The following is a 25,049-nucleotide window of genomic DNA, read 5'->3' as shown; positions in this document are numbered from 1 at the left end:
CTCCCTTAAAGGAGGCGTAAGCCGGGGCTACGGGTGCCTGAGCAGGGCTGTCCGGGGGGCGTGGGGCCGCTAGCGTCCTGCGGGACGAGGTCGCCGATCACGGAGGTACGCCGAGCATGACGAGCCAGCCCACCCGACGTGCAGGACACCGCCGGCGCAGCCGGAAGGGTGTGGTGCTCGGCGCGTCCGCCGTCGCCGCCGCGATCGTCGCGGGCGGCGTGGTCGCCTTCGCGTCCTCGGCCAGCGCCGCGTCGATCGGCGCGGTGTACAGCCGCACCAGCACCTGGGAGTCCGGCTACACCGGCCAGTACCTGGTCAACAACCCCACCTCGGGCCCGATCGACGACTGGACGCTGAGCTTCGACCTCCCGGCCGGCGCGCAGATCTCCTCGCTCTGGAACGCGGGCTTCACCGTCTCCGGCAGCCACGTCACCGTGAAGCCGGAGAACTGGAACAAGCGGATCGAGGCCGGCAAGTCGGTCAACGTCGGCTTCGTCGTCCAGGGCTCGGGCGCCGCTCAGGGCGAGCCCGGCAACTGCCTGATCAACAACGTCTCCTGCACCGCCGGCACCGGCCCGGCGCCGACGCCGTCCGGCCGGCCCACCACCGCCGCGCCCACGCCGAGCGCCTCCACCGCCGCCCCCACCGCGACCAGGACCAGCCCGGCCCCGACCGCGACGAGGACCACCCCCGCGCCGACGCCCACCGCCACCTCGACGCCCGCCCCGACCACCGGCAGCCGCTTCGCGCCCTACGTGGACACCTCGCTCTACCCGGCGTTCGACCTGGTCGGCACCGCCAAGGCGACCGGCGTGAAGACCTACAACCTGGCCTTCCTGGTCTCCGGCGGCGGCTGCGTGCCGAAGTGGGGCGGGGTCACCGACCTGACCGCCGACGCGGTCGCCGGCCAGATCGGCGCGCTGCGGGCGGCCGGCGGCGACGTCCGGGTGTCCTTCGGCGGCGCCAACGGCAGCGAGCTGGCGACGGCCTGCTCCTCGGCCGCCGAGCTGGCCGCCGCCTACCAGAAGGCGGTGGACGCCTTCGGCCTGACCAAGGTCGACTTCGACGTGGAGGGCGGCGCGCTCGGCAACACCGCCGCCAACACCCGCCGCGCCCAGGCCATCGCCCAGCTGCAGAAGACCGCCGCCGGCAAGGGCCGCACCCTCGACGTCTCCTTCACCCTGCCCGCGCTGCCCACCGGCCTGACCCAGGACGGCATCAACCTGGTCGGCGGAGCCAAGGCGGCCGGCGTCGACATCGGCGCCGTCAACATCATGGCGATGGACTACGGCGACGGCGTCGCCCCGAACCCGCAGGGCCGGATGGGCAAGTACGCGATCGACGCGGCCACCGCCACCCAGGCGCAGGTCAAGAGCGTGCTCGGCCTCTCCGACGCCGCCGCGTGGGCGAAGACCGCGGTCACCCCGATGATCGGCGTCAACGACGTCGCCACCGAGGTGTTCACCGTGGCGGACGCCACCCAGCTCGCCGAGTTCGCCAAGACCAAGCACCTGGCCTGGCTGGCCATGTGGTCCGGCACCCGCGACAAGGCCTGCCCCGGCGGCGCCAAGGCGTACGCCGACGCCACCTGCAGCAGCATCGACCAGCAGCCGCTGGCCTTCACCAAGGCGTTCGGCACCTACACCGGCTGACCGGTACGCCGCCGCCGGTACGCACTCCTCGGGCCGCGCCCGGCCGTCCCCGATCCGCGGGGCGGCCGGGCGCGGCCGCTTCCGCTCCCGGGGCCCGCCGCCGGGGCCGCCGCCGGCAGGGGATCTCGCCCGGTGGCGGGCGCCGCACCGTCGGGTAGGGTCGCGGTCGGCCCACCGGACCGGACCCCGGGGGCATCGGCGGACGGAGCAAGGCAGTGACCACGGTGCAAGAGGAACGCGGGACGCCCCGGCAGCGCCCCCAGCAGCCCCCTGTGCCCGCCTGGCGACGCGCCCTGAATTCACCCGTTCGGGCGTACGTCGAGGCGGCCCGGGCCGTCCGCGAGGCCCCGCGCCGGCCGATGGCGATCGCCTCGGCCGTGGCCCTGGTCTCCCTGCTCGCCTACGCCACCGTCCGGCACTTCGTCGGCACCTCGATGGTCGACATGATCGTCTACCGGGCGGAGGGCGCCGCCGTCGCCCACGGCCGTGACCTCTACGCGCTGCGCGTCACCGAGTGGAACCTGCCCGCCACCTACCCGCCGTTCGCCGCGATGCTCTTCGTCCCCACCACCTGGTTCGGGATCGGGTTCCTGCGGGTCGCCATCACCGCCGGCAACGTCGCCCTGCTCGGCGTGCTGGCCGCGCTCTCCTTCAAGCTGGTCGGCTTCCCCCGGCGCGAGCTGCGCCCGGTCGGCGTCGTCCTGGTCGCCGGCCTCGGCGTCTGGCTGGAACCCGTCTTCACCACCCTGCGCTACGGCCAGATCAACCTGGCCCTGGCCTGCCTGATCCTCTGGGACCTCACCCGGCCGGACGGCCACCGCGGCAAGGGCGTGGCCATCGGCATCGCCGCCGGCATCAAGCTCACCCCCGGCCTGTTCGCCGTCTACCTGCTGATCACCGGACGGGTCCGCGCCGCGTTCACGGCCGGCCTCACCTTCCTCGGCACCTTCCTGCTCGGCGCCCTGGTCCTGCCCGACGCCACGTACGGCTTCTGGACCAAGTACCTCTTCGACTCCACCCGGGTCGGCAAGACCGTCATCGTCGACAACCAGTCGGTGCGCGGCGCCGTCGCCCGCCTGCTGCACACCGAGAACCCCGGACTGCTCGCCACCGCCGCCGGAGCCGCCGTCGCGATCGCCGGACTCGCCGTCGCCGCGTGGGCGTACCGCAGCGCCCGCTGGGCCCCGCGCGCCGAGGCCTGGGGCGTCTGCTGCGCGGCGGTCACCGCCGTGCTGATCTCCCCGATCAGCTGGACCCACCACTGGGTCTGGTGCGTGCCCGTGCTCGTCCTGCTCGCCGCCGAGGCCGCCCACGAGCGCTCCCGCCCGGCGGCCGTGCGCAAGGCCCGCTGGCGGGTCATTCTCGGCGTGACCCTGCTCGGCTTCCTCTGCTTCGGCATGTGGGTCGTGCCGCACAAGGGCGACCTCGACCTGCACCTGCCCGCCACCCACCAGCTGCCCGCCTCGGTCTACCCGCTGCTCGGACTGTGCTTCCTCACGGTCGCCGCGCTGCGCGTCCGCTCCCGGCGGATCGCCGCCGGGGCGCCCCTGGTCCGGCTGCCGCGGCAGCGCACCGCGGACGGAACCCAGCAGGCCCCCGCGGCCCGCTGAGCCCCCGTCCCCGGCCCCCGCTCCCGGCGCGGCCGAGTGGGCCGCTGACGGACGTGGTGCGCGGCGGTGGTGCGTCCGGGGTCATGCGAGGAGCTCGGCGAGCGAACCCTCCAGGTCCATCGCCGCCAGCTCCGCCCCCGGCGGCACCAGCCGGTGCGCCTTCTCCAGCCACGCCGCGACCGTCGCCAGCGGCGCCTCCAGCAGCGCGTCGCCGGCCGGCGAGCTCAGCGCCATGCACAGCACGCTGCGCCGCCCCGCCCGGGCCGGCCAGATCCGCACGTCCCCCTGCCCGCACGGCCGGAACGTCCCCTCGACCAGCAGCTCGCGCGCGAACACCCAGGTCACCGGCGCCCCGCTGTCCAGGTGGAAGGTCACGTGCACCGCGAACGGGTCGTGACTCCCGTACGACAGCCGCGCCGCCACCGGCACGCTGCGCTCCGGCGACAGCACCAGGTTCAGCTCCAGCTCCTGCTCCACCACGCCCGTCGAGTGCCCCATGGCCGTACTCCCTCTCTCCGTACTCCCCGGTCCGCCCGGTGCGGGCCGCTTCTCGGCCCGCACCGGGAGAGAGCGCGACGGGTGCAGGCTCTTACACGCGTTTCGGAAGAAGTCTTTTTCCGTTGAACAAGGGGGGCCCGGGGGCTCCAGGTACTACCCTTTGTGACTGTTCCGCGACTCTGTGCAGGTCGCGTGCCCCCCTATGCCCCCCTCTGGCGTTCCTGGCGTTGGCACGGAAAGAAGTACGACATGACGGACCGGCCCCACCCCGGCTACTACCCGGATCCGTCCATCCCGGGGTTCGTCCGCTACTGGGGCGGCAGCGGGTGGGTGCCCGGCACCAGTCGGCCCGCGCCGGCGCCCGGCGAGGTGCTGGAGCCGCCCCGCTTCGTGTCCCGGTACGTCGACCAGGCGCCGCAGGCCGGGCACGCCGGGCAGCCGCCGCAGATGCCGCACGGGGCGTACGCGCCGCAGGGGTCGCCGGGGCCGCAGGTCGCCACCGCGCAGTACGTGCCGCCGCCGGTCGTACCGGCCGCACCCGTCGTACCGGCCGCTCCGGTCGTGCCGGTCGAGCCCGCCGTCGGGCTGCTCGGGGACACCGGGCCGGTGTACTTCGACCAGACCTCGGCCGGGACCTCGTTCGCGATGGCGCCGGGCGGGGCGGAGGCCGCCTCGGAGCTGGAGCTGCGTCCGCGTTCGGAGCTGGAGTCCGTCCACGGCGCCGGGGTGGCCTCCGCCGCGCCGTGGGCGACGGTGGACGGCGGGTTGCGGCCGGTGGTCCCGCAGTCCTGGGCCCGCGCGGAGGCGCTGGGCGGGGCGGAGGGCCTGTCCGCCGTCCCCGCCCAGGCCGCCGGCGGATGGCCGGCGGTCGACGCGGGACGCCGGCCGGCCGCGGAGCTGGAGGCCCAGCCGGGACTGGAACCGACGTACCTGTCCGGGCTGCCGGAGCGGCCGTCGGAGCACGCGCAGCCGGGGGCGGACGCGATGCCGGGGGACCGGATGGGGTCCGGGCCGGGCGAGGTGGGTGCGGCGGGCGCGGTGGAGGCGGCTGTGCAGTCCCGGCCCGGGGCGGAGGCGCCGTCCGGCTGGCGGGCCGACCCGCGGGAGCAGCGCGGGCTGCTGGAGACCGGCGGGGCGCCGCGGTTGGTGTCGTGGGGCATCGGCGCCGCGGAGCCGGCCGTGGAAGCGGCCGTGGAGCCGGTCGTGGAGTCGGTCGTGGAGGCACCGGAGGCAGTCGAGGCACCTGAGGTGGCTGAGGCTCCCGGCACCGTCGCCCCGGCGGGCCCGGGGGCGGTCGCGGATGCCGGGGCGACGGTGGTCGATCCGGTCGACGGCGGTGTTGCGGGTACGCGTGAGCGAGCGGATCGGGAGGGCGGGGCTCCGGGTCCGGAGGCGGGCGCGGACGCGGGAGCGGGAGCGGATCGGGGGGGTCGAGGTGCCGGGCCCGGCGGCGCAGTCGGGTGCGGGTGCGGGTCAGGGCGTGGCGGAGGGCCCGGGCGGCGCGGCGGAGGCCGTGCGGGTCGGGGCCGCGTCGACTTCCGCCACCCGGGACCGGGCGGCCCGCAGCGGTGCGGCCAAGGCGGCGGGGACGCCGGCCGGCACGGCGTCCGGCGGCACGGCGTCCGGCGGCACACGGACCGGGTCCGCCCGGGGCGGCGCGTCCGCCCGTGGCGCGGCGGGTGGCGAGGGCGCGCGGAGAGGCGCCGCCCGGACCGCCGGTAGCCGCTCGCGGAGCACGGGTCGGAGCACGGGTCGGCGCGAGGCGCCGGTGGCCGGCCCCGGGCGGCGGCTGCTGGCGCGGCTGGTGGACACGGTGGTGGTCGCCGTGGTGGGCGTCGCGGTCGGGGTGCCGCTGGTCGGTTCGGCGCTGGAACACCTGAACCAGAAGATCGCGGACGCGCAGACCGCGTCCGCCCGCACCGGGCAGCGCGTCCAGGTGTGGCTGGTCGACCCGGTGACGCTCGGGAAGCTCGGCGCCCTGCTCGCCCTGCTGCTGCTCTTCGGCGCGGTGTACGAGGTGATGCCCACGGCGCGGACCGGCCAGACCTTCGGCAAGCGGCTGGCCCGGATCCGGGTGGTGGACGCGTCCGGCGGCAGGCCGCCGACGGTCGGCCGCTCGGTCGCGCGCTGGCTGGTGGGCCTGCTCGGCACGCTGCTGCTGGTCGGCGCGGTGGTGCCGCTCTTCGACCGCACCGCCCGCCGAGGCTGGCACGACCGTGCGGCCCGGACCCGGGTGGTCGTCCGGAAGTAGGCCTCCGGTCTGGGAGAGTGCCGGGCATGAGACTTCGCTGTGCGGTGCTCGACGACTACCAGGACGCGGCCGCCGGTGCGGCCGACTGGTCAACGCTGGCCGACCGGGTGGAGGTGGTGCGCTTCCGGGAGCATTTCGGGTCCGAGGACGAGCTGGTCGCCGCCGTCGGGGACTGCGAGGTCGTGGTGACCCTGCGGGAGCGGGTGGCCTTCCCGGCGGAGGTGCTGCGGCGGCTGCCCCGGCTGCGGCTGCTCGTGGCGTCCGGGATGCGGAACTCGGTGATCGACCTGGCGGCGGCCCGCGAGGGCGGGGTGACGGTGTGCGGGACGGAGAGTTCCTCGACCCCGCCGGTGGAGCTGACCTGGGCGCTGCTGCTCGGGCTGGCCCGCGGCATCGTCCCGGAGAGCACGGCGCTGCGCACCGGCGGGCCGTGGCAGAGCACGCTGGGTGCCGATCTGGCGGGGCGTCGGCTCGGACTGCTGGGCCTCGGGAAGATCGGTGCCCGGGTGGCGCGGATCGGACTCGCCTTCGACATGGAAGTGCTGGCGTGGAGCCAGAACCTCACCGCGCAGCGGGCGGCGCAGGCCGGCGCCGTGCTCGCCGCCTCCAAGGAGGAGTTGCTGGAGACGAGTGACTTCGTCTCCGTCCACCTGGTGCTCGGCGACCGGACCCGCGGCCTGATCGGCGCCCCGGAACTGGCCCGGATGAAACCGACCGCCCATCTGGTGAACACCTCCCGGGCGGCCGTCGTCGACCAGGACGCCCTGCTCGCGGCCCTGCGCGAGGGCCGGATCGCGGGTGCGGCCGTCGACGTGTTCGAGCAGGAGCCGCTGCCCGCCGACCACCCGCTGCGGACGGCGCCCCGGCTGCTGGCCACCCCGCACCTCGGGTACGTCACGGACGCCAACTACCGCACCTACTACGGGCAGGCGGTCGAGGACATCGAGGCGTACCTGGCCGGGGCGCCCGTACGAGTCCTGGCCCGAGGCGGCGAAACAGTCGAAAACGGACCAAATATCCCAACATCGTAGTAATGCTGATGTTCTACTCGGGGCATGAGCACCTACGACCCCTCAGGCACCGAGCCGGAGGAGGGCGGCAAGCCCCCCTTCGACAAGCAGCCCCCGCCTCAGGCGCCGCAGGCGCCGTCCGCGGGCAGCCCGTACGACACCCCTCCTGGCTACGGCGCTCCGTACGGTGCACCGCCCGGAGGCGCCGGCAGCCCGTACGGCGCCGGTGCTCCCCAGGGCTCCCCGCCCCCGCCCGGCCAGCCCCACGGTGCGCCGTACGGCGCACCCGGCGCGGGGCCGGTCCCCGGCATGCCGCCGCTCGGCAGCTGGCCCAACCGCATCCTCGCCCGCGTGATCGACTTCGTCCTGGTGGAAGTCGTCGCCGTGCTGGTGCTGCTGCCGTTCGTCAACTACGGCAGGCAGGACGGCTGGGTCGGCGCCACCTGGCTCGGCTACGGCCTCTACCTGGTGTACGAGGGCATCATGCTCAGCCGCGACGGCCAGACCGTCGGCAAGAAGGTGATGAAGGTCCGGGTCGCCATGCTGGTCGACGGCAGCTCCCCGACCCCCGGGGCCGCGTGGACCCGGGCCGCGACGTTCATCGTGCCCGCGCTGATCTGCTGCGGTGCCCTGTGGTGGCCGATCGACGGCCTCTTCGGCGTCTTCGACAAGCCGTACCGGCAGTGCATCCACGACAAGGCGGCCAAGACGGTGGTGGTCACCACGGCCTGACAGTCGCTCGACGCGGCCTCGTGGGCCGGGCCCGGCAGGCGTCGGGGCCGGCCCCGCGCCGCGTCACGGCTGGCGGGCGAACTCCGGGGCCGGGCTCGGTTCGGGCGCCGCCGGGGCGAGCGGTGGAGCGGCGACGGCCGACCGGCGCTGGGCGGCGGCCGACATCGACAGCGCCGTGGCGAGCGTCCCCAGTGCGATGGCGAACGCCACCAGCACCGCGATCTCGTACACCCCGGTCGAACCGGAGACGGCGAGCAGCGCCACCGTGGTGGCGACGACGATCAGAGTGCCCGTGAACAACTGGGCCGAGCTGGGGCGCGGCATGAGGTTCACTCCTTCGCGCGGGGCCGGGGGATCCGTACTGGAGGTCTACCCATGACAACGGGTCGGTAAGTCCACCCTAATCCCGCGGAACCGGCATATGCAGGGGCACGGGGGGCGCACGGGCTCACGGGGCTCACGGGCGCATGGGCGCGCGGGACGGGCCGGCCCACGGGCGCCGGGGCACCGGTGGGGGGCGTTCCGGCAGTCGGTACGGTGGATGGCGAACCGTCAGTTCCCGGATCGGGGGAGTCCAGCCGTGTCCGTACCGCCCGACTGGCCGACCGGCGAGACCGAGGCCCTCGCCGAGCAGGAACGCCTGCGGCCCCAGGTCGTCACCGAGGGCCCCGCCCCCGACCGGACCCCCGGCGTCCTCGTCGCCGGCGTGGACGTCGCGTACGACGACGAGAAAGACGTCGTCGCCGCGGCGGCCGTCCTGCTCGACTACGCCACGCTGGAGGTCGTCGAGGAGACCACCGCCGTCGGACCGGTCGCCTTCCCGTACCTGCCCGGCCTGCTGGCCTTCCGCGAACTCCCCGCCGTGACCGAGGCGCTGCGCGGACTGACCGTCCGGCCGGAGGTGGTGGTGTGCGACGGGTACGGGCTCGCCCACCCGCGCCGCTTCGGACTCGCCAGCCACCTCGGCGTCCTCACCGGCCTGCGGACCATCGGCGTCGCCAAGACCCCGTTCGTCTTCGAGCACCGGGAGCCGGGCCCCCGGCGTGGCGACTGGAGCCCGCTCCTCGACCGCGGCGAGACCGTCGGCCGCGCCGTCCGCACCCGAGAAGGCGTCAAACCGGTCTTCGTCTCCGTCGGCCACCGCATCGGCCTCACCGAGGCCGCCGAGATCACCCTCGCCCTCGCCCCGCACTACCGGCTGCCCGAGACCACCCGCCGCGCCGACTCCCTGTGCCGGCGGGCCCTCGCCGCCGAGACCGCCGCCGACGTGCAGTGACCCGATCGTTGCAACCGGGGCTGCCGCAGGCCAGGCCGCCGATCGGGAGTCCGCCTGTGAGGTGCCGACTTGACGGTGGGTGGCATGTGTTAGACATATGGGTTGAAGCCGAGCTACGGCGGCGCATGGCGGCTAAGCAGTACGGGGGAGGTACCAGAACATGAGCACGGGGACCGGCGGGTCCGGCTACCGGGTCGAAGTCGACAGCCTGCGGGCGTTCGCCACACAGGTGCGAGGCCTCCTGGGCGAGTTCCAGGCCCGGGCGGACGGCAGCAAGGTGCACGGCCTGAGCGGTGTGTCGACCGGTGCGTTCGGCAACTTCGCGGAGGCGGAGGAACTGCGCGAGCGGTACGTAGAGATGCGTGACGTGCTCCGGAGCGTCCTGAACGGCATCTACGACACGATCGACGAGGCCCAGCAGAAGGCGGACCGAACTGCCGCCAACTACGAGGACCAGGAGTACGAGACCTCCCGGACGATGAAGCTGAGCGACGACGGCTGGTCCACGGCTCCGCCGCCGGCGCGCACTGTGGCACCCGGGCGGCCGGCTCGCCCGGCAGCCTCCGATGGGCAGTCGGCGTCCGGTACCAATGCCGGGGCGGAGCAGACGTGGTGACCGTCTCCAACGCGAGGATCATTGGGCGAATCGGTTCGGAGGACGTCGAGCGATGAGCGGAACCAACTTCCACAGCTACAGCCACGGCCAGATGCGCGCCATGCTGGACTCCATGGACTCCGGCTCGATCATGGCCGCGAGTGATCCGTGGCGCAATGCCAGCACGACGCTCAAGGACATCCAGGGCGCACTCAAGACCGCCTCGGCCGATGCGGTTTCGTCCTGGGACGGTTCGACCAGCAGCGCGTTCCACGAGCGGATGACGCAGCTGGCGGTCCTGGTCAACGATGCCGCTGCCTACGCCAACGATGCCGCCAACGCGATGGAGCTCGCCTCCAAGGCGATCGACCAGGCCAAGCAGGACATGCCGGAGGAGCCCAGTTTCTGGGACAAGGCCGGTGACGCGATCAGTGACACCGCCAAGGGCGCGGTCGGTGTCGAGGACGAGGACACGCGTACGGCGATCTCGGACGAGCGCAAGGCCGAGGCGGCCGCAGTCATGCAGACCCTGGCGGTCCGGTTCACGGCGGCCAAGAACTCCATGAAGGTGCCGGGTTACGTCCGTGACGGCGACCCGCCGTTGACGCCGCACGACCCTTCGGGCGCCGAGGCGATCGGGGCCATGATCATGGGTGGCGGCATGGGCTTCGTCGGGGGAAGCCGGACCACCACCGGTACCTCGTCGACCGGTCGGACGAGCGGTCCGTCGGGCCGGCTCGCGCCGCAGGCACCGAGGGTGATCGGCGCGGGCGGTCCAACCGACTCCGGGATCAAGGGCGGCACCGCCAACCCGGCGCCGCGTCCCAAGGGCCCCTCGACCGGTATCGACGGCACACACCTGGGCGGTACCGGCACGCTTCCCGGCTCGAACACCGGCAACCACCCGACCGGCCCCGGCGGGCTCCAGGGCGGCTCCGGCGGCGGGCAGGGCCACGGTGGCGGCGGTCTCGGCCCCGCCACCAGTGGCGGCGGTGGGACCGGCGTCAAGGGCGGCGGTGCGAACGGCCCCGTCGGCGGCAGTGGCGCTCGCGGCGGCGCCGGCTCGAACTCGGGCCGCGGTGGTCTGGGTTCCAACGCTGCGCGGGCCGGCACGTTCGGCGCCGGCGGCATGGGCGAGGGCGGTCACGGTGCCGGCGCGGGCGCCAAGGGCGGCGCGGGCGGCCGTTCCGGCCTCGTCCGCAAGGGCGGCGGTGTCGTCGGCGAGGCGTCGGCCGGCCGGGCCGGCGGGCGGGCCTTCACCGAGGGCGGGTCGGGCATCGGCCGCGGCCGCGGCGGCCAGGCCGCCGGTCAGGGCGCGGGCGGCCAGGGCCACGGCGCGTTGGGTCAGGGCCAGGCCGGCAAGAAGGACAAGAAGCAGGGCAAGGATCGTCCCGACTACCTCGTCGAGGACGAGGAGACGTGGGCGTCCGGCGACCAGGTCAATCCGAACGTGGTGGAATGACCTCGGACCGTTAGGACGAATCGAACGACACGGCCGTCCCGGGAGCGTCAGCTTGCGGGGCGGCCGTTCAACGAGTGGGGTGACGAGGCTTGACGACCAGCCGGACCACGCGCGGTATGGCCGTGCTCGCAACCGGAGCCCTCGTGTGGGGCCTCGGCGCGGGCCCAGCCGCTGCGGACAGCACGCGGGACGCGCAGTGGCCCATCAGGAAGTACGACGCCGCCAACAAGGTCTGGCCGATCACCCAGGGCGACGGTGTCATCGTCGCGGTGATCGACACCGGTGTGGCCAAGCACCAGGACCTCGAAGGCCAGATCCTCCCGGGGGCCAACCTCTCGGGCGAGGCGGGGGACGAGCGGTCCGACGAGTCCGGTCACGGAACCGGCATGGCCTCGCTGATCGCGGGGCGCGGCCACGGCGACAACGCCGGCGTCATCGGTCTCGCGCCGAAGGCGAGGATCCTCCCGGTCAAGATCGCGGTCGGTGGCCTTTCGGACTTCAAGGGCGAGCCCGGACAGCTCGCCGCCGCGATCCGCTACTCGGTGGACCACGGCGCAAAGATCATCAACATGTCCATCAGTGGTGAGTCCGACAAGGGAGTTCGGGACGCCATCAGTTATGCGGTCAGCCGCGACGTCGTGCTGATCGGTGCCTCCGGGAACGGTGGCAACCACAACGAACCCGTCGACTACCCTGCGGCGATCCCCGGTGTGGTCGCGGTGGGAGGCGTGGACGAGGCCGGGAAGCCGTGGGCCAAGGGGAACAAGGGGCCCGAGCTCACGCTGGTCGCGCCCAGTGTGAGTCTTCCGCACGCGGCGGGTAAGCCCACCACGTACGTGACGGCCGACGGCACTTCGGGTGCCACCGCTTACGTCTCCGCCATCGCCGCGCTGGTGCGGGCGAAGTACCCCGAGCTGTCGGCCGGTCAGGTGATCGGGCGGTTGACCAGCTCAGCGGTCGCGCCGCCGGACAAGTCCGCGGTGCCGAACAGCAACTACGGCTACGGCATCGCCTCCCCGCAGCGCGCGCTGGAGGCGAACCCGACCGTCGACAACGGGCCGCGGGAGAATCCGCTGCTGAACCGGCCGGAGCCGCAGCGGCAGGACGGCGCGTCGGCCTCGGCGCAGGCGTCCGCGCCGGCGTCGAAGCAGCCGGTGCCCGGCGCCACCGGTGGCGACGCGGCCGAGCAGAAGGACAGCGGCAGCAGCTCGACGCTGCTGGTCGTCGGCGGTGTGGTCGCCGTGCTGGTGGTCCTGGTGGTGGTGCTGCTGGTGGTGCGCCGTTCGCGGAACAACAACGGCGGCGGCCCCGGCGGCCCCGGAGGGCCTGGCACGCCGGGCGGCGGCGGTACGGGTGGTGGCGGGTACCCGCAGCAGCAGCCGTACGGTGCTCCGCCGCAGGGCGGGTACCCGCAGCAGCAGCCGCCGTACGGTGCGCCGCAGCAGCCTCCGGCACCGGGTGGCAATCCGTACCAGCGCTGACACGCCCACGGACGGCTGATGGTCCTCGCGTGGTGACGGCCCTTCGGGTAGGAGATGGCTCGACCGTCTCCGACCGACCCGAAGGGCCGTCCGTCATGTTGCGCAAGAAGTTCGCCGTCCTCGTCCTGCTCGTGGCGGCGACCGCCGTTCCCTCGTCGGCCGCTCCGGCGTTCGCCGACGGGCCGAAGAACGACCAGGAGGCGGCGGTGTGTTCGCAGCTGCTCGGGTCGGTCCTGCCCGGGCTGGTGCCCACGCAGGAGGTGTGCACGGTGAACACCGAGAAGCAGGACTCGACCGGCCACGTCCAGGGCTGGGACGGTTCGGGCCTGTTCGGCGGCTGACCCGCCCGCTGCAGCGGGCGGGCGGCAGCGGGCGGGCGGCGGCGCGTGGCCGTCGGCGCGTGGCCGTCGGTGCGTGGTGGCCGGTGCCCGGCGGCCAGTGCCTGGCGGTCGGCGCGCGTCGGCCGTCAGCGCGCGTCGCCCGCCAGCCACTCCTCCCGCAGGACGGCCATGTGCAGCACGTCGTGGTACTGGCCGTCCCACTTGAGCGCCTGCCGGCTGCGGCCTTCGTGGACGAAGCCGGCCTTCTCGTAGGAGCGGACGGCGCGCGGGTTGTACTCGAAAACCTCCAGGTGCACGCGGTTCAGCCGGATCTCCTCGAAGACGTGGCGCAGCAGCAGCCGGGTCGCTTCGGGGCCGAGCCCCTGGCCGGGCCGACCGGGGGCGAGGGCGATCCGGAAGGAGGCGGAGTCGTTGTCGGGATCGAGCTCGTTGAGGGCGAGTTCGCCGAGGAACTCGCCGGTGTGCGGGTCCTCGATGGCGAGGTCGAGGCGGTCCGGCTGGTCGGCCCGGTCCGCGCACCACTGCTCGGTGTCGGCGAGGGTGAACTCCCGTACCGTTCCGGTGAGTCTCCGCAGCTCGGGGTCCTGGACGGAGCGCCAGAAGTCCTCGGCGTGCCGGAGGGCCAGCGGGACCAGGCGGACGCGTTCGCCGGTGAGCGTGGGCTTGACGGAGAGGGCTGCGCGGTTGATCACGTACTCCGTTCTACCTGGCCGCGGAGGGCTGCGGCCACCTGGTCGGCCGCGTACGCTCGGACGCATGCCGGATGAATCGATCGCTGAGCGGGTGGCCGGACAGCAGGCCGGATCCGGGTCCGGACCCGGGTGCTACAGCTGTGATCGGGAGGCGGAGTTCGACTCGCTTCCCGCGTGGGAGTCGATCGCGGTGGACGACCACTGGCGGGTGGTGCACGCGTTCGGGGTGCCGCTGCCGGGCTGGCTGGTGCTGGTGCCGCGTCGCCACGTCACGTCGATCGCCGAACTGACCGATGCCGAGGCGGAGTTGCTGGGGAGTTGGCAGGTCCGGCTGTCCCGGGCGCTGGCGGTGGTGACCGGGTGTGCGAAGACGTACGTGGCGCAGTTCGCGGAGCGCGAGGGCTTCGCGCACGTGCACTTCCACCTGGTGCCGCGGGCGGTGGACCTGCCGGAACCGGTGCGCGGCCCGCGGGTGTTCGGGCTGATGGACGGCACGAGTCTGCCGGCCGAGGAGTTGGACCGGATCGCGCTGCGGATCCGGTCCGTCCTCGACGGCGTCGAGAAGGGCAGTGCGTGACGGTCCGTCAGTGTGCGGCGGTCCACGGCGCCCGGGTCATCAGGGCCTTGACGTTGGCGACGTAGCTCGGGTTGGGGATCTGCGAGACGCCGCTGACCGCGCCGGTCGCCAGGTCGGTGACGGTGTTGTAGTGCACGTTGCCCGCACCGGCGTTGTAGGCGGCGATCACCAGGTCGAGCAGCGGGGTCTTGCCGCTGACCGGGTCGGGGGAGAGGTCGTAGTTGCCGCCGAAGCAGGAGTCGCCGTAGTAGGCGACCAGCCAGTCGAGCAGCTGGGTGCCGAGCTGGACGTTGCCCTCGACGGTCTTGGGGTCGCTGGTGGTGCCGAACTTGTTGTTCATCATGGTCACCGTGCCGGGCATGACCTGCATCAGGCCGATGCCGCCGTCGCAGGCCAGGATGGCGGACTGCCAGCCGCTCTCCTGCCAGGCGACCGCCTTGACCAGCGCGGTGGGCAGCGGGGGCATGGTGTCCTTGCCGCCGTTGGAGAGGGTGAAGGTGCGGGTCTTGCCGGCCGCGGCGACCAGGGCCGCGTCCACGGTGGCGGTCGGGGCGTTGGTGCCCGAGTAGGACGGCTTGCAGCTGCTCTGCAGCGGCGGGACGTGCGGGGTGGTGACGGGCGGCGGCGGGGGCGCGACCGGGCCGGCCTTGGCGACGGGCGGGGGCGGCGCGCTGGCCGCCCGGGTGGCGGTCGGCGAGGCGCTGCGGCGGGTCGCCGAGGCGCTCGGCGACGCGCTGCCCGAGGCGCCGGCGGACGGGCTCGGGCTGGCGCTCGCACTGGGGCTGGCGCTCGGGCTCGGCTCGGGCGAGCCGCTGTCGGTGGCGGTCGCCGTGACGGCGGCCGGGGCGGCTTCGGCGCCGGGGTGCCGGTCGGCCTTCTTGGCGCAGCCGGCCAGCGGCGCGGTCAGGGCCACGGCGGCGGCCAGGGCCAGGGCGGTGCGCGTTCTGCGGTCGACTGGCATGTGTGCGGTTCCCCCGTGTGTCGTCGCGGTGCTGAGGACGCGCTCCGGACGCCCCCGCCTCCGCAAAGCGCTCATCGTACTACTGAGCGGTACACGGCAGCTCGCGCAGTTCCGTTGCGCGTTGGCGGTATCTTGACGTCAGCTGTCGGTTCGGCCACTGGCTGCGGGCGGCCCGCCCCGGCGATCCTGAATGCATGATCATCCCTGACACCAAGGACTGGACCTGGGTGCTGGAGCGCCCCTGCGCCGACTGCGGCCTGGACACCCCGGCCGTGGCCCGCGAGGCCGTCCCCGGCATGATCCGTGCCAATGCCGCGGCCTGGGTGGGGCTGCTGGCGGCCGACCCGGAGGAGCTGCGCCGTCGTCCCGAGCCGCAGACCTGGTCGGACCTCGAGTACGCCTGCCACGTCCGGGACGTGTTCCGGATCTTCGCGGTCCGGCTCGACCTGATGCTCACCCAGGACGGCCCGCTCTTCCCCAACTGGGACCAGGACGCCACCGCCGTCGCCGAGCGCTACCGGGAGCAGGACCCGTCCCGGGTCGCGGTCGAGCTCGCGGACGGCGCCGAGGCGCTGGCCACCGCCTTCGAGCAGGTGGCGGACGGGCAGTGGCAGCGCACCGGGGACCGCAGCGACGGTGCCCGGTTCACCGTTGAGTCGTTCTCCCGGTACCTGGTCCACGACCCGGTGCACCACCTGTACGACGTGACCGGCGAGCGGCTCTGACCTTCCCGGGCCGCTGACCTTCCTGACCCTTTCTGGCCCTTTCTGGCGCTTCCTGGCCGCCGGGGGGTGCTCAGAGGGTGGTGAGGTCGGCCGGCTGCCAGGCCGGGAGGCCGTGCGGCACCGCCTCGGCGAGGACCTGCTCGGGCTCGCCGCCGGAGCGGACGGTCAGCAGGAAGCGGTGGCCCTGTTCGCGGCGTCCCGGCTCCAGGGCGACCCGGGCGAACGGCGCGGTCGGCGTGGAAGCCGCGGCGAGGCGGTCCAACTCCGCCTCCACCTCACTCCATTCGGGGGCCGGAACGTACTGGCGCATCACCGAGTGCCAGACCACGGTGAGCGCGCCCTCGGCGGGTTCGACGGTGCGCAGGAACGCGGCCGCGCCGACCGGGTCCACCCGGGGCGGGGTCGCTGCGGCCAGCCGCAGCGCGCCGTCCAGGCGGGCGAAGCGCTCCAACTGGTCGGCCCAGACGTAGGCGCGCAGGGCGAGCGCCCCCTCGGGGGAGCACGGGTCGATCGGGGTCGGGTCGCAGCCGCGGCGCTCGGTGAACCGCAGCGGGGGCGGTGTTCCGCGCAGCCAGGCCGGCGGCCGGTCGCGCCAGGCGCCGCGGAGCACCACGGGGGAGTCGGCCGGGCCGTAGGCGAAGCCGGGCGATTCGTAGCGGAAGCGGTCGGCGAGCAGGTTGAGGCCGGCGCTCGCCCCGAGTTCGAACAGGCGCACCGGGAGGTCGCGTCCGCCGAGGACCCAGCGCACGCCGGTGGCCAGCAGGTTGGCCCGGCCGACCTCGTTGGTCTGCGGCGGGCGGGTCATCCACGCGCGGACGAACGGGAGTTCGGCGGCGACGGTGGCGAGGAAGGCCTGCCGGGCGGGCTCGGGGTCGGCGGGGTCGAAGGCGCCGCCGGCGCTGGGGTAGTGGGCGGCGAGCGCGGGGGCGCGGCCGGTCAGGACGAGGGCGTGGACGGCGCCGAGCAGGCGCAGTGCGACGGCGGCCGGGCCGGGGGCGTCCTCGTGGCCGGTGACGGCGGCGGCGCAGGGGCCGCCGGAGGCGATGTCCCCGGCGGCCCGGTGGAGCAGCGCGGCGGACAGCGGCGAGCCGAGCCGTTCGCACGCCTCGGCCTGGAGCCGGAACATCTTGACGGTGTGGTCGAGTGACACGCGGGGTCTCCGTCCTGGTCGACTGGAGATCATCATTCGCCCTCCGGTTCGTCCGCGACCAGCCCGCTCCCGGGTGACGGAGGTCACCGGACAGGAGCGTCACCCTGGCGGTGTGTCAGGTTCCGCACCGGTCCGTCGCGCATCCGTGACACGGGTCGGACAGGATCGGCGCATGAGAATCCCCCGAACCCTGCGCCGCGTCCTGATCGCGGGGGCCGTGGCGTCCCTGCTCGGGGGCGCGCTGTGGTGGTGCTATGCCTGGTACCTCCCGGGCCTGGCGGGCCCCGCCACGACCGCCGGGGTGGACTCCGCCAGCCGGCAGGCCCGCGCGGCGGCGCAGCAGCGGCTGGACGAGACGGTGGCGGCGCTGCCGGGCGGGGCCCGGGCGCTCGGTGACGCGGCCGCGGACCGCTGCCTGCGGGACGGCCCGTTCGAGGGGGCCGGTCCGGGGCTGCTGCAGTGCCAGTGGGAGCTCTCGCGGTACCTCGTGGTGGACGGCGCCGCCGCCCGGACGATCAGTGAGGGCTGGTCGGGCGCGCCGGCCGGGGTGCGCGGCCCCGAGGGGCGGCAGGACTTCGACGATCCGCGGTCGCGCGAGCGGCTGGTGGTCACGGTGATCCGGAGCCGGGCCGAGCTGGACGCCGTCCCGGACCTGGAGGGCCACGAGGGCGTGCAGGAGTACCTGCGGGAGCGGCGCGCCTTCGCCGGGCGGGAGGCCGCCGAGCAGGCGCTGGCGGAGGGCCGTGCGGTCGTGCGGATCCTCCTGACCCGCGCCTACCACCGGGAGGGCGGTGGCGAACCGGTCCCGGTGGACTGATGCCGGGCCGGCCCGGCGAGGCGGCGGCCCGGGGGCATTCCGGCCGGGGAGGCACCCGGCTCGGGGGACACTCCGGCCCAGGGAGCGCCGGCCGGGGGCGCGCCCGGCCCGGGGCGGCGGCCGGTCAGTCGGTCGGGCGCAGGCCGTGGCGGAGCCGGGTGGCGATGCCGGCGGTGTCGCCGCCGACGACGTCGGCGATCTCGGGGGTGGCGAGGCCGACGACGTAGTGCAGGATGGCCAGGTCCTCGTCGGCCTGGCCGGGGCGGCGGCCGGCGGGGTCGGTGAGGGAGTGCCGTTCGGCGACCGTCTCGCGCAGGACCTCCCAGGCGGCCGCCGGGGCGTTGGGGCTGCCGAGGACCTGGGGCCAGACCCGCGCGAGGGCGTGCAGCGCGCAGCGGACCACCTCGGCGGCCTCGCCGGGCTCGCGGAACCAGACCCGGGCGTAGCTCAGGTACCGGGGCCTGTTCATCTCGCAGAAGGCGGTGAACTCCACCGGCATGTCCGCGAGTTCGACCTGGCAGTCGGCGGGCGCCGGTCCGGTGGCCGAGATATGACGATCAGTCACATCTGCCCTCTCGATCGGATCGGGACGGCGGGAGCGTGCTGCGCTCACTCTAGGCCCTCGGGCGGCTGCTGTGGGTGACAAGTCTGTTGAGATGCCCGCTCCCGGGTGCGGATCCGGCCGGTGTGTGACGTCCCGTCAGCAACCGGTCCGCTCGGCGCCCTCGGCGGCGGCGGCCCGGGACCGCCGGGTGCGCAGGGCGGCGTCGGCCGCTGCTGCCGCTGCCACCGCCGCTGCTGCGGCGGCCGCGGGGGCGGCCTCGCGGCGGCTCTGCTCGGGGATGGCGGCTCTGGCCGGGGTGCCGGGAACGGCCGGGACCGCAGGGGTGGCGCGGCCCGCGGGGTCCGGCTCGCCGCCGGTCCGCGCGTCGGGGCGGGCGGCGGCGCGCGCGGCGCCCTGCGCGCCGGAGCGGTCGGCGCGCTCGGCGGCCTCGCGGGCGGCCAGGTAGGCCTCCACCGCGGCGATGCCGTAGACCGGCTGGATCAGCTGCTGGCCCTTGAAGAAGGGCCGGGCCGGGGCGAATCCGGCGGCGACCACCAGGTCGCGGATCTCCGTTATCTCCGCCTCCGAGCGCGCGGTGAAGCGGACCTCCCAGCCCTTCTTGTACGCCCGTCCGTCCTCGCCGCCGCGTCGGGCGGGGTCGGGGCGGCGGACGTAGCCGGGCAGGCGGCCGAGGCGCAGCTGGGCGGTGCGCTGGGCGGAGGACTCGTCACGAGGCATGAGGGTGATGGTAGGCAATGGGCCGGGGCCGGGGGGCTGCGGGGTGGTACTCCACCGTATGGCCTTGATCACTCTGGGTCAGTATCCGCAGGTGGTGTCGGCGGGGGTGTCGGCGGCCCGGCAGGTGTCGATTCGATGAAAATCGGATGGTACAGGCCAAAGTCCGATCTAATCCGGCAACCGAATGAACGCCCTATCCGCCAAATGGGTGAGGGTATGGGGACTTTAGTGCGGAGCAGTCCCGTTTTCGCGACGGTTGGGTAACAGGTCGTCAGGTCAGGAGTGCCGTGTCAGAGGTCCGGGGGAGGGTTGACGGCATGAGCTACCAGATCCCGTCCCAGCCGTTGTCCCTCGAAGAGCTGGCGCGCCGGCAGCAGAACGTGATCACCGCCAGCCAGTTGCGCGCCCTCGGCGTGCCCACCCGCCTGGTCAGCGAGCAGTGCCGGCGCGGCGGGCCCTGGCAGCGCCTGCTTCCCCGGGTGTACCTGCTCCAGGAGAGCGGGCCGACCCCCGAGCAGCGGATGTGGGCGGCCCTGCTGTACGCGGCGCAGGACGGGCGGGTGGAGGGCGGCCGGGAGGGTGCGGTGATCACCGGTGCGGCGGCGCTCGCGCTGTACGGCTTCGTCTCGATGCCGCGGCTGCCCGCCGTCATCGGCGTGGAGGTGCTGGTGCCCCGCCAGCGCCGGCTGAAGGACGCGGGGGAAGTGCGGATCCGGCGCACCGCGCGCGCCCTGGTGGCCCGCTCGGTGCACGGCCTGGCCTGCGCCCCGGTGGCCCGCGCGGTGGCCGACGCGGTCCGCGAGTGGACCGACGCCGGCGCCTTCGAGACCGGCGCGATCGGCCCGGGCCTGCTCCGCTCGGTGCTCAGGGAGGCCGTGAGCCGCCCCGAAGGCGCCTGCACGGTGCGGGAGTTGCTGGGCGAGCTGCGCGACGCCGAGCTGCTGGAGACGCCCCGGGTGCGCGCCGCGCTGGACGAGCTGCTGGCCGCCGAGCGGGAGTCGGTGTTCGGCCGGATCGGCGAGCTGATCGACGAGTGGCTGCTGCCCGTCCCGCTGACCGGCCCGGAGCTGCGGATGCGCGGCGGCACCTACGTCGCGGTGCCGGACCTGTACTGGCCCGGGGCCGCGGTGGCGGTCGAGGTGGATTCCGAGCTGCGCTGCGTCAGCGAGGGCGAGGCGGCCTGGGTGCGCGGCGGCCAGCACCGGATGGAGTACCTGGGGGTGCGGGTGGTGCACGTGTGCGGGCAGCGGCTGGCCGCCGAGCCGGACGCGGTCGGCGGCGAGCTGCGCGAGGCCTTCGCCCTGGGCGGGGAGGACGTGGTCGAGCTGGTGGTCACCGAGCGGTGACCCGGGCGGAGCGGGATCAGCTCCGGACCACCGGGGTGCCGGTCAACTCGACCCCGGCCGAACGGAGTTCGGCCAGTGCGGTCTCGGTGGTGGCGGCTGCCACGCCGGCCGTGAGGTCGAGCAGCACGCGGGTGGCGAAGCCCTCGCGGACGGCGTCCAGCGCGGTCGCCCGCACGCAGTGGTCGGTGGCGATGCCGACCACGTCGACCTCGGTGACCTCGCGCTCGCGCAGCCAGTCGGCGAGCCCGCCGCCGTGCTCGTCCTCCCCCTCGAAGCCGCTGTAGGCCGCGGCGTACGCGCCCTTGGAGAAGACCGCCTCGATCGCGCCGGAGGTGACCGACGGGGCGAAGTTCGGGTGGAAGCCGACGCCCTCGGTGCCGGCCACGCAGTGCGCGGGCCAGGAGCGGACGTAGTCCGGCTCGGCCGCGAAGTGCGCGCCCGGGTCGATGTGGTGGTCCCTGGTGGCCACGATGTGGGTGTAGCCGGGCTGGGACTCGGCGATCAGGTCGGTGATGGCGGCGGCGACCTCGGCACCGCCGGCGACGGCCAGACTGCCGCCCTCGCAGAAGTCGTTCTGCACGTCGACGACGATCAGGGCCCGGTGCATGGCTGGCTTCTCTTCTCTTGCTCGGGTGTTCGGGTGCGGCGTTGAAAACTCTAGGGAGTGACGCGCGTAGGCGGAAGGGTGCGCGCGGTGGCCTCCCCGCGCGATCAGCCCGGGAGCTGCTCGGTGACGATCACCGGCTCGCCCTTGGAGAGCTGGGTGGCCGACAGCGGCAGCCCGGCGCGGGCCCGCAGGTGGCGCTCGCGGGCGGCGGCCAGCGGCTCCCTGCCGACCACCTCGCCCTTGCGGATCAGCGGCACGTGCAGCAGGTGCGGCTCCAGCTCGGCCGGGACCGGCCCGGTGCCGACCACCTCGGCCTCGGCGGTGCCGTCCGCGTCCGGCCGGCGCGCGGCCCACTTGCGGCCGCCGACGCTGCTCTTGCCGCCCGCCGAGCGCTTGGCGACCGGCTCCAGCGGCCCGCCGGGGGTGCTCGCCCGGGCGACCAGCTTGTAGACCATGGCGCAGGTCGGGTGGCCGCTGCCGGTGACCAGCTGGGTGCCGACGCCGTAGCCGTCCACGGGCGCGGCGGCCAGCGCGGCGATGGCGTACTCGTCCAGGTCCGAGGTGACGATGATCCGGGTGCCGGTGGCGCCGAGCTCGTCGAGCTGGCGGCGGACCCGGTGGGCGAGCAGGGTCAGGTCGCCGGAGTCGATCCGGACCGCGCCGAGACCCGGGCCGGCCACCTCGACCGCGGTGCGCACCGCCTCGTTCAGGTCGTAGGTGTCCACCAGCAGGGTGGTCTCCCGGCCCATCGAGGCGATCTGGGCGGTGAACGCGTCCCGCTCGCTGTCGTGCAGCAGGGTGAAGGCGTGCGCGGCGGTGCCGGTGGTCGGGATGCCGTGGGTGAAGCCGGCCTCCAGGTCGGAGGTGGCGCTGAAGCCCGCGACGTACGCGGCCCGGGCGGCGGAGACCGCGGCCCGCTCGTGGGCCCGGCGGGCACCCATCTCGATCACCGGGCGGCCGCCCGCGGCCGCGGTCATCCGGGAGGCCGCGGCGGCGATCGCCGAGTCGAAGTTGAGGATCGACAGGATCACCGTCTCCAGGATCACCGCCTCGGCGAAGGTGCCCTCGACGGTGAGCAGCGGCGAGCCGGGGAAGTAGACCTCGCCCTCCGGGTAGCCGTGGATGTCGCCGGTGAAGCGGTAGTCCGCGAGGAAGCGCAGGGTGTCCTGGTCGACCACCTGCTGGTCGGCCAGCCAGTCCAGCTGCGGGGTGGTGAAGCGGAAGTTCTCCACCGCGTCGAGCACCCGGCCGGTGCCGGCCAGCACGCCGTAGCGGCGGCCCGCGGGCAGGCGGCGGGTGAACACCTCGAAGACCGAGCGGCGCTCGGCGGCGCCGCTGCGAAGGGCGGCCTGCAGCATGGTCAGCTCGTAGCGGTCGGTGAGCAGCGCGGTGGAGGGGTGCGCGGTGATGGCGTCCATGGTGATGATGCTACCACCACTTAATGTCAGTTTGACGATATCTCGCGGGAGGCGACCCTGATTCGCCCAGGAGTCCCTCGGATGGAAGCATGGACGGGGGCAAGCGAAGGTCAACGAGGAGAGTCAGCCTGTGAGTGTCGCGCCGGTGGAGATCGAGCGCCCGGAGGTGGAGGGCGCTCCGGTGGCGGAGCCCGACACCCCGTGGGTGACCATCGTCCACAACGACCCGGTCAACCTGATGAGCTACGTCCAGTACGTCTTCCAGGCCTACTTCGGCTACCCGAAGGACAAGGCCCGGAAGCTGATGATGGAAGTGCACACCAAGGGCCGGACGGTGGTCTCCAGCGGCACCCGCGAGGAGATGGAGCGGGACGTCCAGGCCATGCACGGCTACGGCCTGTGGGCCACTCTCCAGCACGACTGACCGATCACGACCGAGGACAGATACGGAACCCATGGCTGGCTTGTTCGAGACCGCCGGAGGCGGCGCCGCCGCGATCACGCTGGACGAGGTCGAGGCCTCCATCCTGCGGTCGCTGGAAGTGCAGATGCTGGAGCTGATCGGCCCCGGGCCCGGCGGGGAGAACGCGGACCCGCTGGCGGCGCTGTTCGCCGAGGGGCCGACCGAGGCCCCGGAGGACCCGGCGCTGCTGCGGCTGTTCCCCGACGCCTACGGCGCGCCCGGCGAGCGGGCCGACGCCGAGACCGTCGAGATGGCCGCCGAGTTCCGCCGCTACACCGAGCTCGACCTGCGGGCGCGCAAGCGCGAGGACGCGCTGACCGTGGTCCGGGCGCTGGACCCGCTGCTCGGCGAGGGCGGCGTGCTCAAGCTCTCCACCGAGGAGTGCGTGCGCTGGCTGGGCGCGCTGAACGACCTGCGGCTCACCCTCGGCACCCGGCTGGAGGTCACCGAGGAGGACGACGAGGGCCTCTACCGGCTGCCGGACGACGACCCGCGCAAGCCCCTGGTGATGGCCTACCTCTGGCTCGGCGCGATGCAGGAGAGCCTGCTGGAGGCCATGGCCGGCTGAGCCGGACGGGTTGGTGCTCAAATAACGCTCAGATGTGCACCGCTATCCGGCGTGTCCGTGTTTGACTGCGGTGCATGGCACAGCAGTCGTACGACGAGGTGACCGACCCCGTACCGGACGAAGAGGGCTACGAGCGGGGTCTGAACAGCCGTCAGATCCAGATGATCGCGATCGGCGGGGCGATCGGCACCGGGCTCTTCCTCGGTGCCGGCACCGCGATCTCCAAGGCCGGCCCGTCGCTGATCCTCAGCTACGCGGTGGCCGGCGTGGTGATCTTCGTGATCATGCGCGCGCTCGGCGAGCTGCTCACCTACCGGCCGGTGGCGGGCAGCTTCGCCGAGTACGCCCGGGAGTTCCTCGGCCCGTTCGCCGGCTTCGTCACGGGCTGGACGTACTGGCTGTTCTGGGTGGTCACCGGCATGGCCGAGACCACCGCGGCGGCGGTGTACGTGCGCTTCTGGGCGCCCGGCTGCCCCCAGTGGCTCAGCGCGCTGGTCTTCCTGTTGCTCCTCTACGCGGCCAACCTGATCTCGGTGAAGCTGTTCGGCGAGATCGAGTTCTGGTTCTCGATGGTCAAGGTCACCGCGATCATCGGGATGATCCTGATCGGCATCGGCGTGCTCACCATCGGCTTCAGCGACGCCGGGGACACCGCCTCGATCACCAACCTGTGGGATGACGGCGGCTTCTTCCCCAAGGGCGTCGGTGCGACCGTGATGACCCTGCAGATCGTCATGTTCGCCTACCTCGGCGTGGAGCTGGTCGGCGTCACGGCCGGGGAGAGCGAGAACCCCCAGAAGACCCTGCCGCGGGCGATCAACACCCTGCCCTGGCGGATCGTGCTGTTCTACGTCGGCGCGCTGACCATCATCCTGTCACTCGTCCCGTGGACCGAGTTCCAGCCCGGCGTCAGCCCGTTCGTGGCGGCCTTCGGCAAGGTCGGCATCCCCGCGGCGGCCGGGATCATCAACTTCGTGGTGCTGACCGCCGCGCTCTCCTCCTGCAACTCCGGCATGTACTCCACCGGTCGGATGCTGCGCGACCTCGCGCTGCGGGGCCAGGCCCCCGGGCGGCTCACCGCGCTCAACCGCAACCGCACCCCGGCCGTCGCGATCACCCTGTCCTGCCTGCTGATGGGCGTCGGCGTGGTGCTCAACTACCTCGTCCCGGCACGGGCGTTCGAGTACATCACCTCGGTCGCCACGGTCTGCGGGCTGTGGACCTGGTCGGTGATCCTGCTGAGCCAGATCCGCTACCGGACGGCCTGGAAGCGCGGCCACCTGCCGCCGCCCAGCTTCCGCGCGCCCGGCGGGGCCGGGCCGAGCTGGATCGCGCTCGCCTTCCTGGCCATGGTGGTGGTGCTGATCGCGCTGGACGAGGAGGCCCGGATCGCGCTCTACGTCTTCCCGGCCTGGGCGCTCGCCCTGGTGGTCGGCTACCGGGTGCTCAGCCGGCGCAACCCGGCGGCCGTCCACGGCGCCCCGCACCAGCACCTGCACGCCCGAAACGGCGGGTGAGGGCCGGCCGGAGCGTCT

At 74.0% G+C, this 25,049-nt stretch carries 27 protein-coding genes; 18 read left to right on the top strand and 9 right to left on the bottom strand.

Going from position 1 to position 25,049, the window contains the following annotated elements; genetic code table 11:
- Positions 1–116 precede the first annotated feature (116 nt).
- Entirely contained in the window at positions 117–1,652 is a 1,536-nt protein-coding gene (locus ABEB06_RS14705; RefSeq protein WP_345697317.1) for a glycoside hydrolase family 18 protein, read from the top strand.
- A gap of 359 nt (positions 1,653–2,011) precedes the next feature.
- Positions 2,012–3,262 carry a glycosyltransferase 87 family protein gene (locus ABEB06_RS14700; protein WP_345697316.1) on the top strand — a complete coding sequence of 417 codons (1,251 nt, stop codon included), beginning with the start codon at positions 2,012–2,014 and terminating at the stop codon, positions 3,260–3,262.
- A gap of 81 nt (positions 3,263–3,343) precedes the next feature.
- Here the strand turns inward: ABEB06_RS14700 and ABEB06_RS14695 are convergent, their stop codons facing one another.
- The gene (locus ABEB06_RS14695) at positions 3,344–3,760 is read right to left on the bottom strand and encodes an SsgA family sporulation/cell division regulator (protein WP_345697315.1); all 417 of its coding nucleotides are present in this window, start codon (positions 3,758–3,760) and stop codon (positions 3,344–3,346) included.
- A gap of 249 nt (positions 3,761–4,009) precedes the next feature.
- Between ABEB06_RS14695 and ABEB06_RS14690 the strand changes: the two genes are divergently transcribed.
- The 4 genes from ABEB06_RS14690 to ABEB06_RS14675 are packed head-to-tail and all read left to right on the top strand — an operon-like array spanning position 4,010 to position 7,753.
- A complete protein-coding gene (locus ABEB06_RS14690; RefSeq protein WP_345697314.1) occupies positions 4,010–5,482 on the top strand; it encodes a DUF2510 domain-containing protein in 1,473 nt (490 codons plus the stop codon).
- 46 nt (positions 5,483–5,528) lie between these two features.
- On the top strand, positions 5,529–6,011 hold the full coding sequence (locus ABEB06_RS14685) for an RDD family protein (RefSeq protein ID WP_345697313.1): 483 nt from the start codon (positions 5,529–5,531) through the stop codon (positions 6,009–6,011).
- Between the two features lie 26 nt (positions 6,012–6,037).
- Positions 6,038–7,042 carry a D-2-hydroxyacid dehydrogenase family protein gene (locus tag ABEB06_RS14680; protein WP_345697312.1) on the top strand — a complete coding sequence of 335 codons (1,005 nt, stop codon included), beginning with the start codon at positions 6,038–6,040 and terminating at the stop codon, positions 7,040–7,042.
- 24 nt (positions 7,043–7,066) lie between these two features.
- Positions 7,067–7,753 carry an RDD family protein gene (locus ABEB06_RS14675; protein ID WP_345697311.1) on the top strand — a complete coding sequence of 229 codons (687 nt, stop codon included), beginning with the start codon at positions 7,067–7,069 and terminating at the stop codon, positions 7,751–7,753.
- 63 nt (positions 7,754–7,816) lie between these two features.
- Here ABEB06_RS14675 and ABEB06_RS14670 read toward each other — a convergent pair whose 3' ends face one another.
- The gene (locus ABEB06_RS14670) at positions 7,817–8,077 is read right to left on the bottom strand and encodes a hypothetical protein (protein WP_345697310.1); all 261 of its coding nucleotides are present in this window, start codon (positions 8,075–8,077) and stop codon (positions 7,817–7,819) included.
- A gap of 217 nt (positions 8,078–8,294) precedes the next feature.
- Between ABEB06_RS14670 and nfi the strand changes: the two genes are divergently transcribed.
- The 5 genes from nfi to ABEB06_RS14645 all read left to right on the top strand — a co-directional run bounded on the left by nfi (position 8,295) and on the right by ABEB06_RS14645 (position 12,908).
- The gene (gene nfi, locus ABEB06_RS14665) at positions 8,295–9,029 is read left to right on the top strand and encodes a deoxyribonuclease V (protein WP_425559624.1); all 735 of its coding nucleotides are present in this window, start codon (positions 8,295–8,297) and stop codon (positions 9,027–9,029) included.
- 160 nt (positions 9,030–9,189) lie between these two features.
- A complete protein-coding gene (locus ABEB06_RS14660; protein WP_345697308.1) occupies positions 9,190–9,645 on the top strand; it encodes a hypothetical protein in 456 nt (151 codons plus the stop codon).
- 112 nt (positions 9,646–9,757) lie between these two features.
- Positions 9,758–11,086, top strand: a complete 1,329-nt coding sequence (locus tag ABEB06_RS14655; RefSeq protein WP_345697307.1) for a WXG100 family type VII secretion target — start codon at positions 9,758–9,760, stop codon at positions 11,084–11,086.
- Between the two features lie 116 nt (positions 11,087–11,202).
- Complete coding sequence (locus tag ABEB06_RS14650) at positions 11,203–12,567, top strand: S8 family serine peptidase (protein ID WP_345697306.1); 1,365 nt, start codon at positions 11,203–11,205, stop codon at positions 12,565–12,567.
- A 95-nt stretch (positions 12,568–12,662) separates the two neighbouring features.
- Positions 12,663–12,908, top strand: a complete 246-nt coding sequence (locus ABEB06_RS14645) for a hypothetical protein (RefSeq protein WP_345697305.1) — start codon at positions 12,663–12,665, stop codon at positions 12,906–12,908.
- 125 nt (positions 12,909–13,033) lie between these two features.
- On the opposite strand, the gene ABEB06_RS14640 is transcribed toward ABEB06_RS14645, so the two are convergent.
- Positions 13,034–13,600: a GNAT family N-acetyltransferase gene (locus tag ABEB06_RS14640; RefSeq protein WP_345697304.1), complete on the bottom strand. Its 567-nt coding sequence runs from the start codon at positions 13,598–13,600 to the stop codon at positions 13,034–13,036.
- 64 nt (positions 13,601–13,664) lie between these two features.
- Between ABEB06_RS14640 and ABEB06_RS14635 the strand changes: the two genes are divergently transcribed.
- Positions 13,665–14,177 (top strand): HIT family protein, encoded by a 513-nt coding sequence (locus ABEB06_RS14635; RefSeq protein WP_345697303.1) that lies wholly within the window; start codon positions 13,665–13,667, stop codon positions 14,175–14,177.
- Positions 14,178–14,184: 7 nt separating this feature from the next.
- On the opposite strand, the gene ABEB06_RS14630 is transcribed toward ABEB06_RS14635, so the two are convergent.
- Positions 14,185–15,138 carry a lytic transglycosylase domain-containing protein gene (locus ABEB06_RS14630; protein WP_345697302.1) on the bottom strand — a complete coding sequence of 318 codons (954 nt, stop codon included), beginning with the start codon at positions 15,136–15,138 and terminating at the stop codon, positions 14,185–14,187.
- A 194-nt stretch (positions 15,139–15,332) separates the two neighbouring features.
- Here ABEB06_RS14630 and ABEB06_RS14625 point away from each other — a divergent pair, with 194 nt between their 5' ends.
- A complete protein-coding gene (locus ABEB06_RS14625) occupies positions 15,333–15,863 on the top strand; it encodes a DinB family protein (RefSeq protein WP_345697301.1) in 531 nt (176 codons plus the stop codon).
- A gap of 70 nt (positions 15,864–15,933) precedes the next feature.
- Here ABEB06_RS14625 and ABEB06_RS14620 read toward each other — a convergent pair whose 3' ends face one another.
- Positions 15,934–17,013, bottom strand: a complete 1,080-nt coding sequence (locus tag ABEB06_RS14620) for a DUF2332 domain-containing protein (RefSeq protein ID WP_345697300.1) — start codon at positions 17,011–17,013, stop codon at positions 15,934–15,936.
- Positions 17,014–17,185: 172 nt separating this feature from the next.
- Here ABEB06_RS14620 and ABEB06_RS14615 point away from each other — a divergent pair, with 172 nt between their 5' ends.
- A complete protein-coding gene (locus ABEB06_RS14615) occupies positions 17,186–17,830 on the top strand; it encodes a hypothetical protein (protein ID WP_345697299.1) in 645 nt (214 codons plus the stop codon).
- 124 nt (positions 17,831–17,954) lie between these two features.
- Here the strand turns inward: ABEB06_RS14615 and ABEB06_RS14610 are convergent, their stop codons facing one another.
- The gene (locus ABEB06_RS14610) at positions 17,955–18,395 is read right to left on the bottom strand and encodes a hypothetical protein (protein WP_345697298.1); all 441 of its coding nucleotides are present in this window, start codon (positions 18,393–18,395) and stop codon (positions 17,955–17,957) included.
- A 135-nt stretch (positions 18,396–18,530) separates the two neighbouring features.
- Complete coding sequence (locus ABEB06_RS14605; protein ID WP_345697297.1) at positions 18,531–19,112, bottom strand: hypothetical protein; 582 nt, start codon at positions 19,110–19,112, stop codon at positions 18,531–18,533.
- A gap of 317 nt (positions 19,113–19,429) precedes the next feature.
- On the opposite strand from ABEB06_RS14605, the gene ABEB06_RS14600 reads away from it, so the two are divergent.
- Positions 19,430–20,458, top strand: coding sequence for a type IV toxin-antitoxin system AbiEi family antitoxin domain-containing protein (locus ABEB06_RS14600; protein WP_345697296.1), 1,029 nt, complete (start codon positions 19,430–19,432; stop codon positions 20,456–20,458).
- Positions 20,459–20,474: 16 nt separating this feature from the next.
- On the opposite strand, the gene ABEB06_RS14595 is transcribed toward ABEB06_RS14600, so the two are convergent.
- Positions 20,475–21,065: an isochorismatase family protein gene (locus tag ABEB06_RS14595; RefSeq protein ID WP_345697295.1), complete on the bottom strand. Its 591-nt coding sequence runs from the start codon at positions 21,063–21,065 to the stop codon at positions 20,475–20,477.
- Between the two features lie 104 nt (positions 21,066–21,169).
- Positions 21,170–22,483 carry a nicotinate phosphoribosyltransferase gene (locus tag ABEB06_RS14590; protein ID WP_345697294.1) on the bottom strand — a complete coding sequence of 438 codons (1,314 nt, stop codon included), beginning with the start codon at positions 22,481–22,483 and terminating at the stop codon, positions 21,170–21,172.
- A 130-nt stretch (positions 22,484–22,613) separates the two neighbouring features.
- On the opposite strand from ABEB06_RS14590, the gene clpS reads away from it, so the two are divergent.
- The 3 genes from clpS to ABEB06_RS14575 all read left to right on the top strand — a co-directional run bounded on the left by clpS (position 22,614) and on the right by ABEB06_RS14575 (position 25,031).
- Positions 22,614–22,907, top strand: coding sequence for an ATP-dependent Clp protease adapter ClpS (clpS, locus tag ABEB06_RS14585; RefSeq protein WP_345697293.1), 294 nt, complete (start codon positions 22,614–22,616; stop codon positions 22,905–22,907).
- 31 nt (positions 22,908–22,938) lie between these two features.
- A complete protein-coding gene (locus tag ABEB06_RS14580) occupies positions 22,939–23,514 on the top strand; it encodes a DUF2017 domain-containing protein (protein WP_345697292.1) in 576 nt (191 codons plus the stop codon).
- A gap of 74 nt (positions 23,515–23,588) precedes the next feature.
- Entirely contained in the window at positions 23,589–25,031 is a 1,443-nt protein-coding gene (locus ABEB06_RS14575; protein WP_345697291.1) for an amino acid permease, read from the top strand.
- The last annotated feature ends 18 nt before the right edge of the window (positions 25,032–25,049 follow it).

It is taken from the genome of Kitasatospora terrestris (assembly GCF_039542905.1).
Classification (GTDB): Bacteria; Actinomycetota; Actinomycetes; order Streptomycetales; family Streptomycetaceae; genus Kitasatospora; species Kitasatospora terrestris.
The sequence above is the reverse complement of the archived record's forward strand: the minus strand, read 5'-3'. Positions and strand labels throughout refer to the sequence as shown.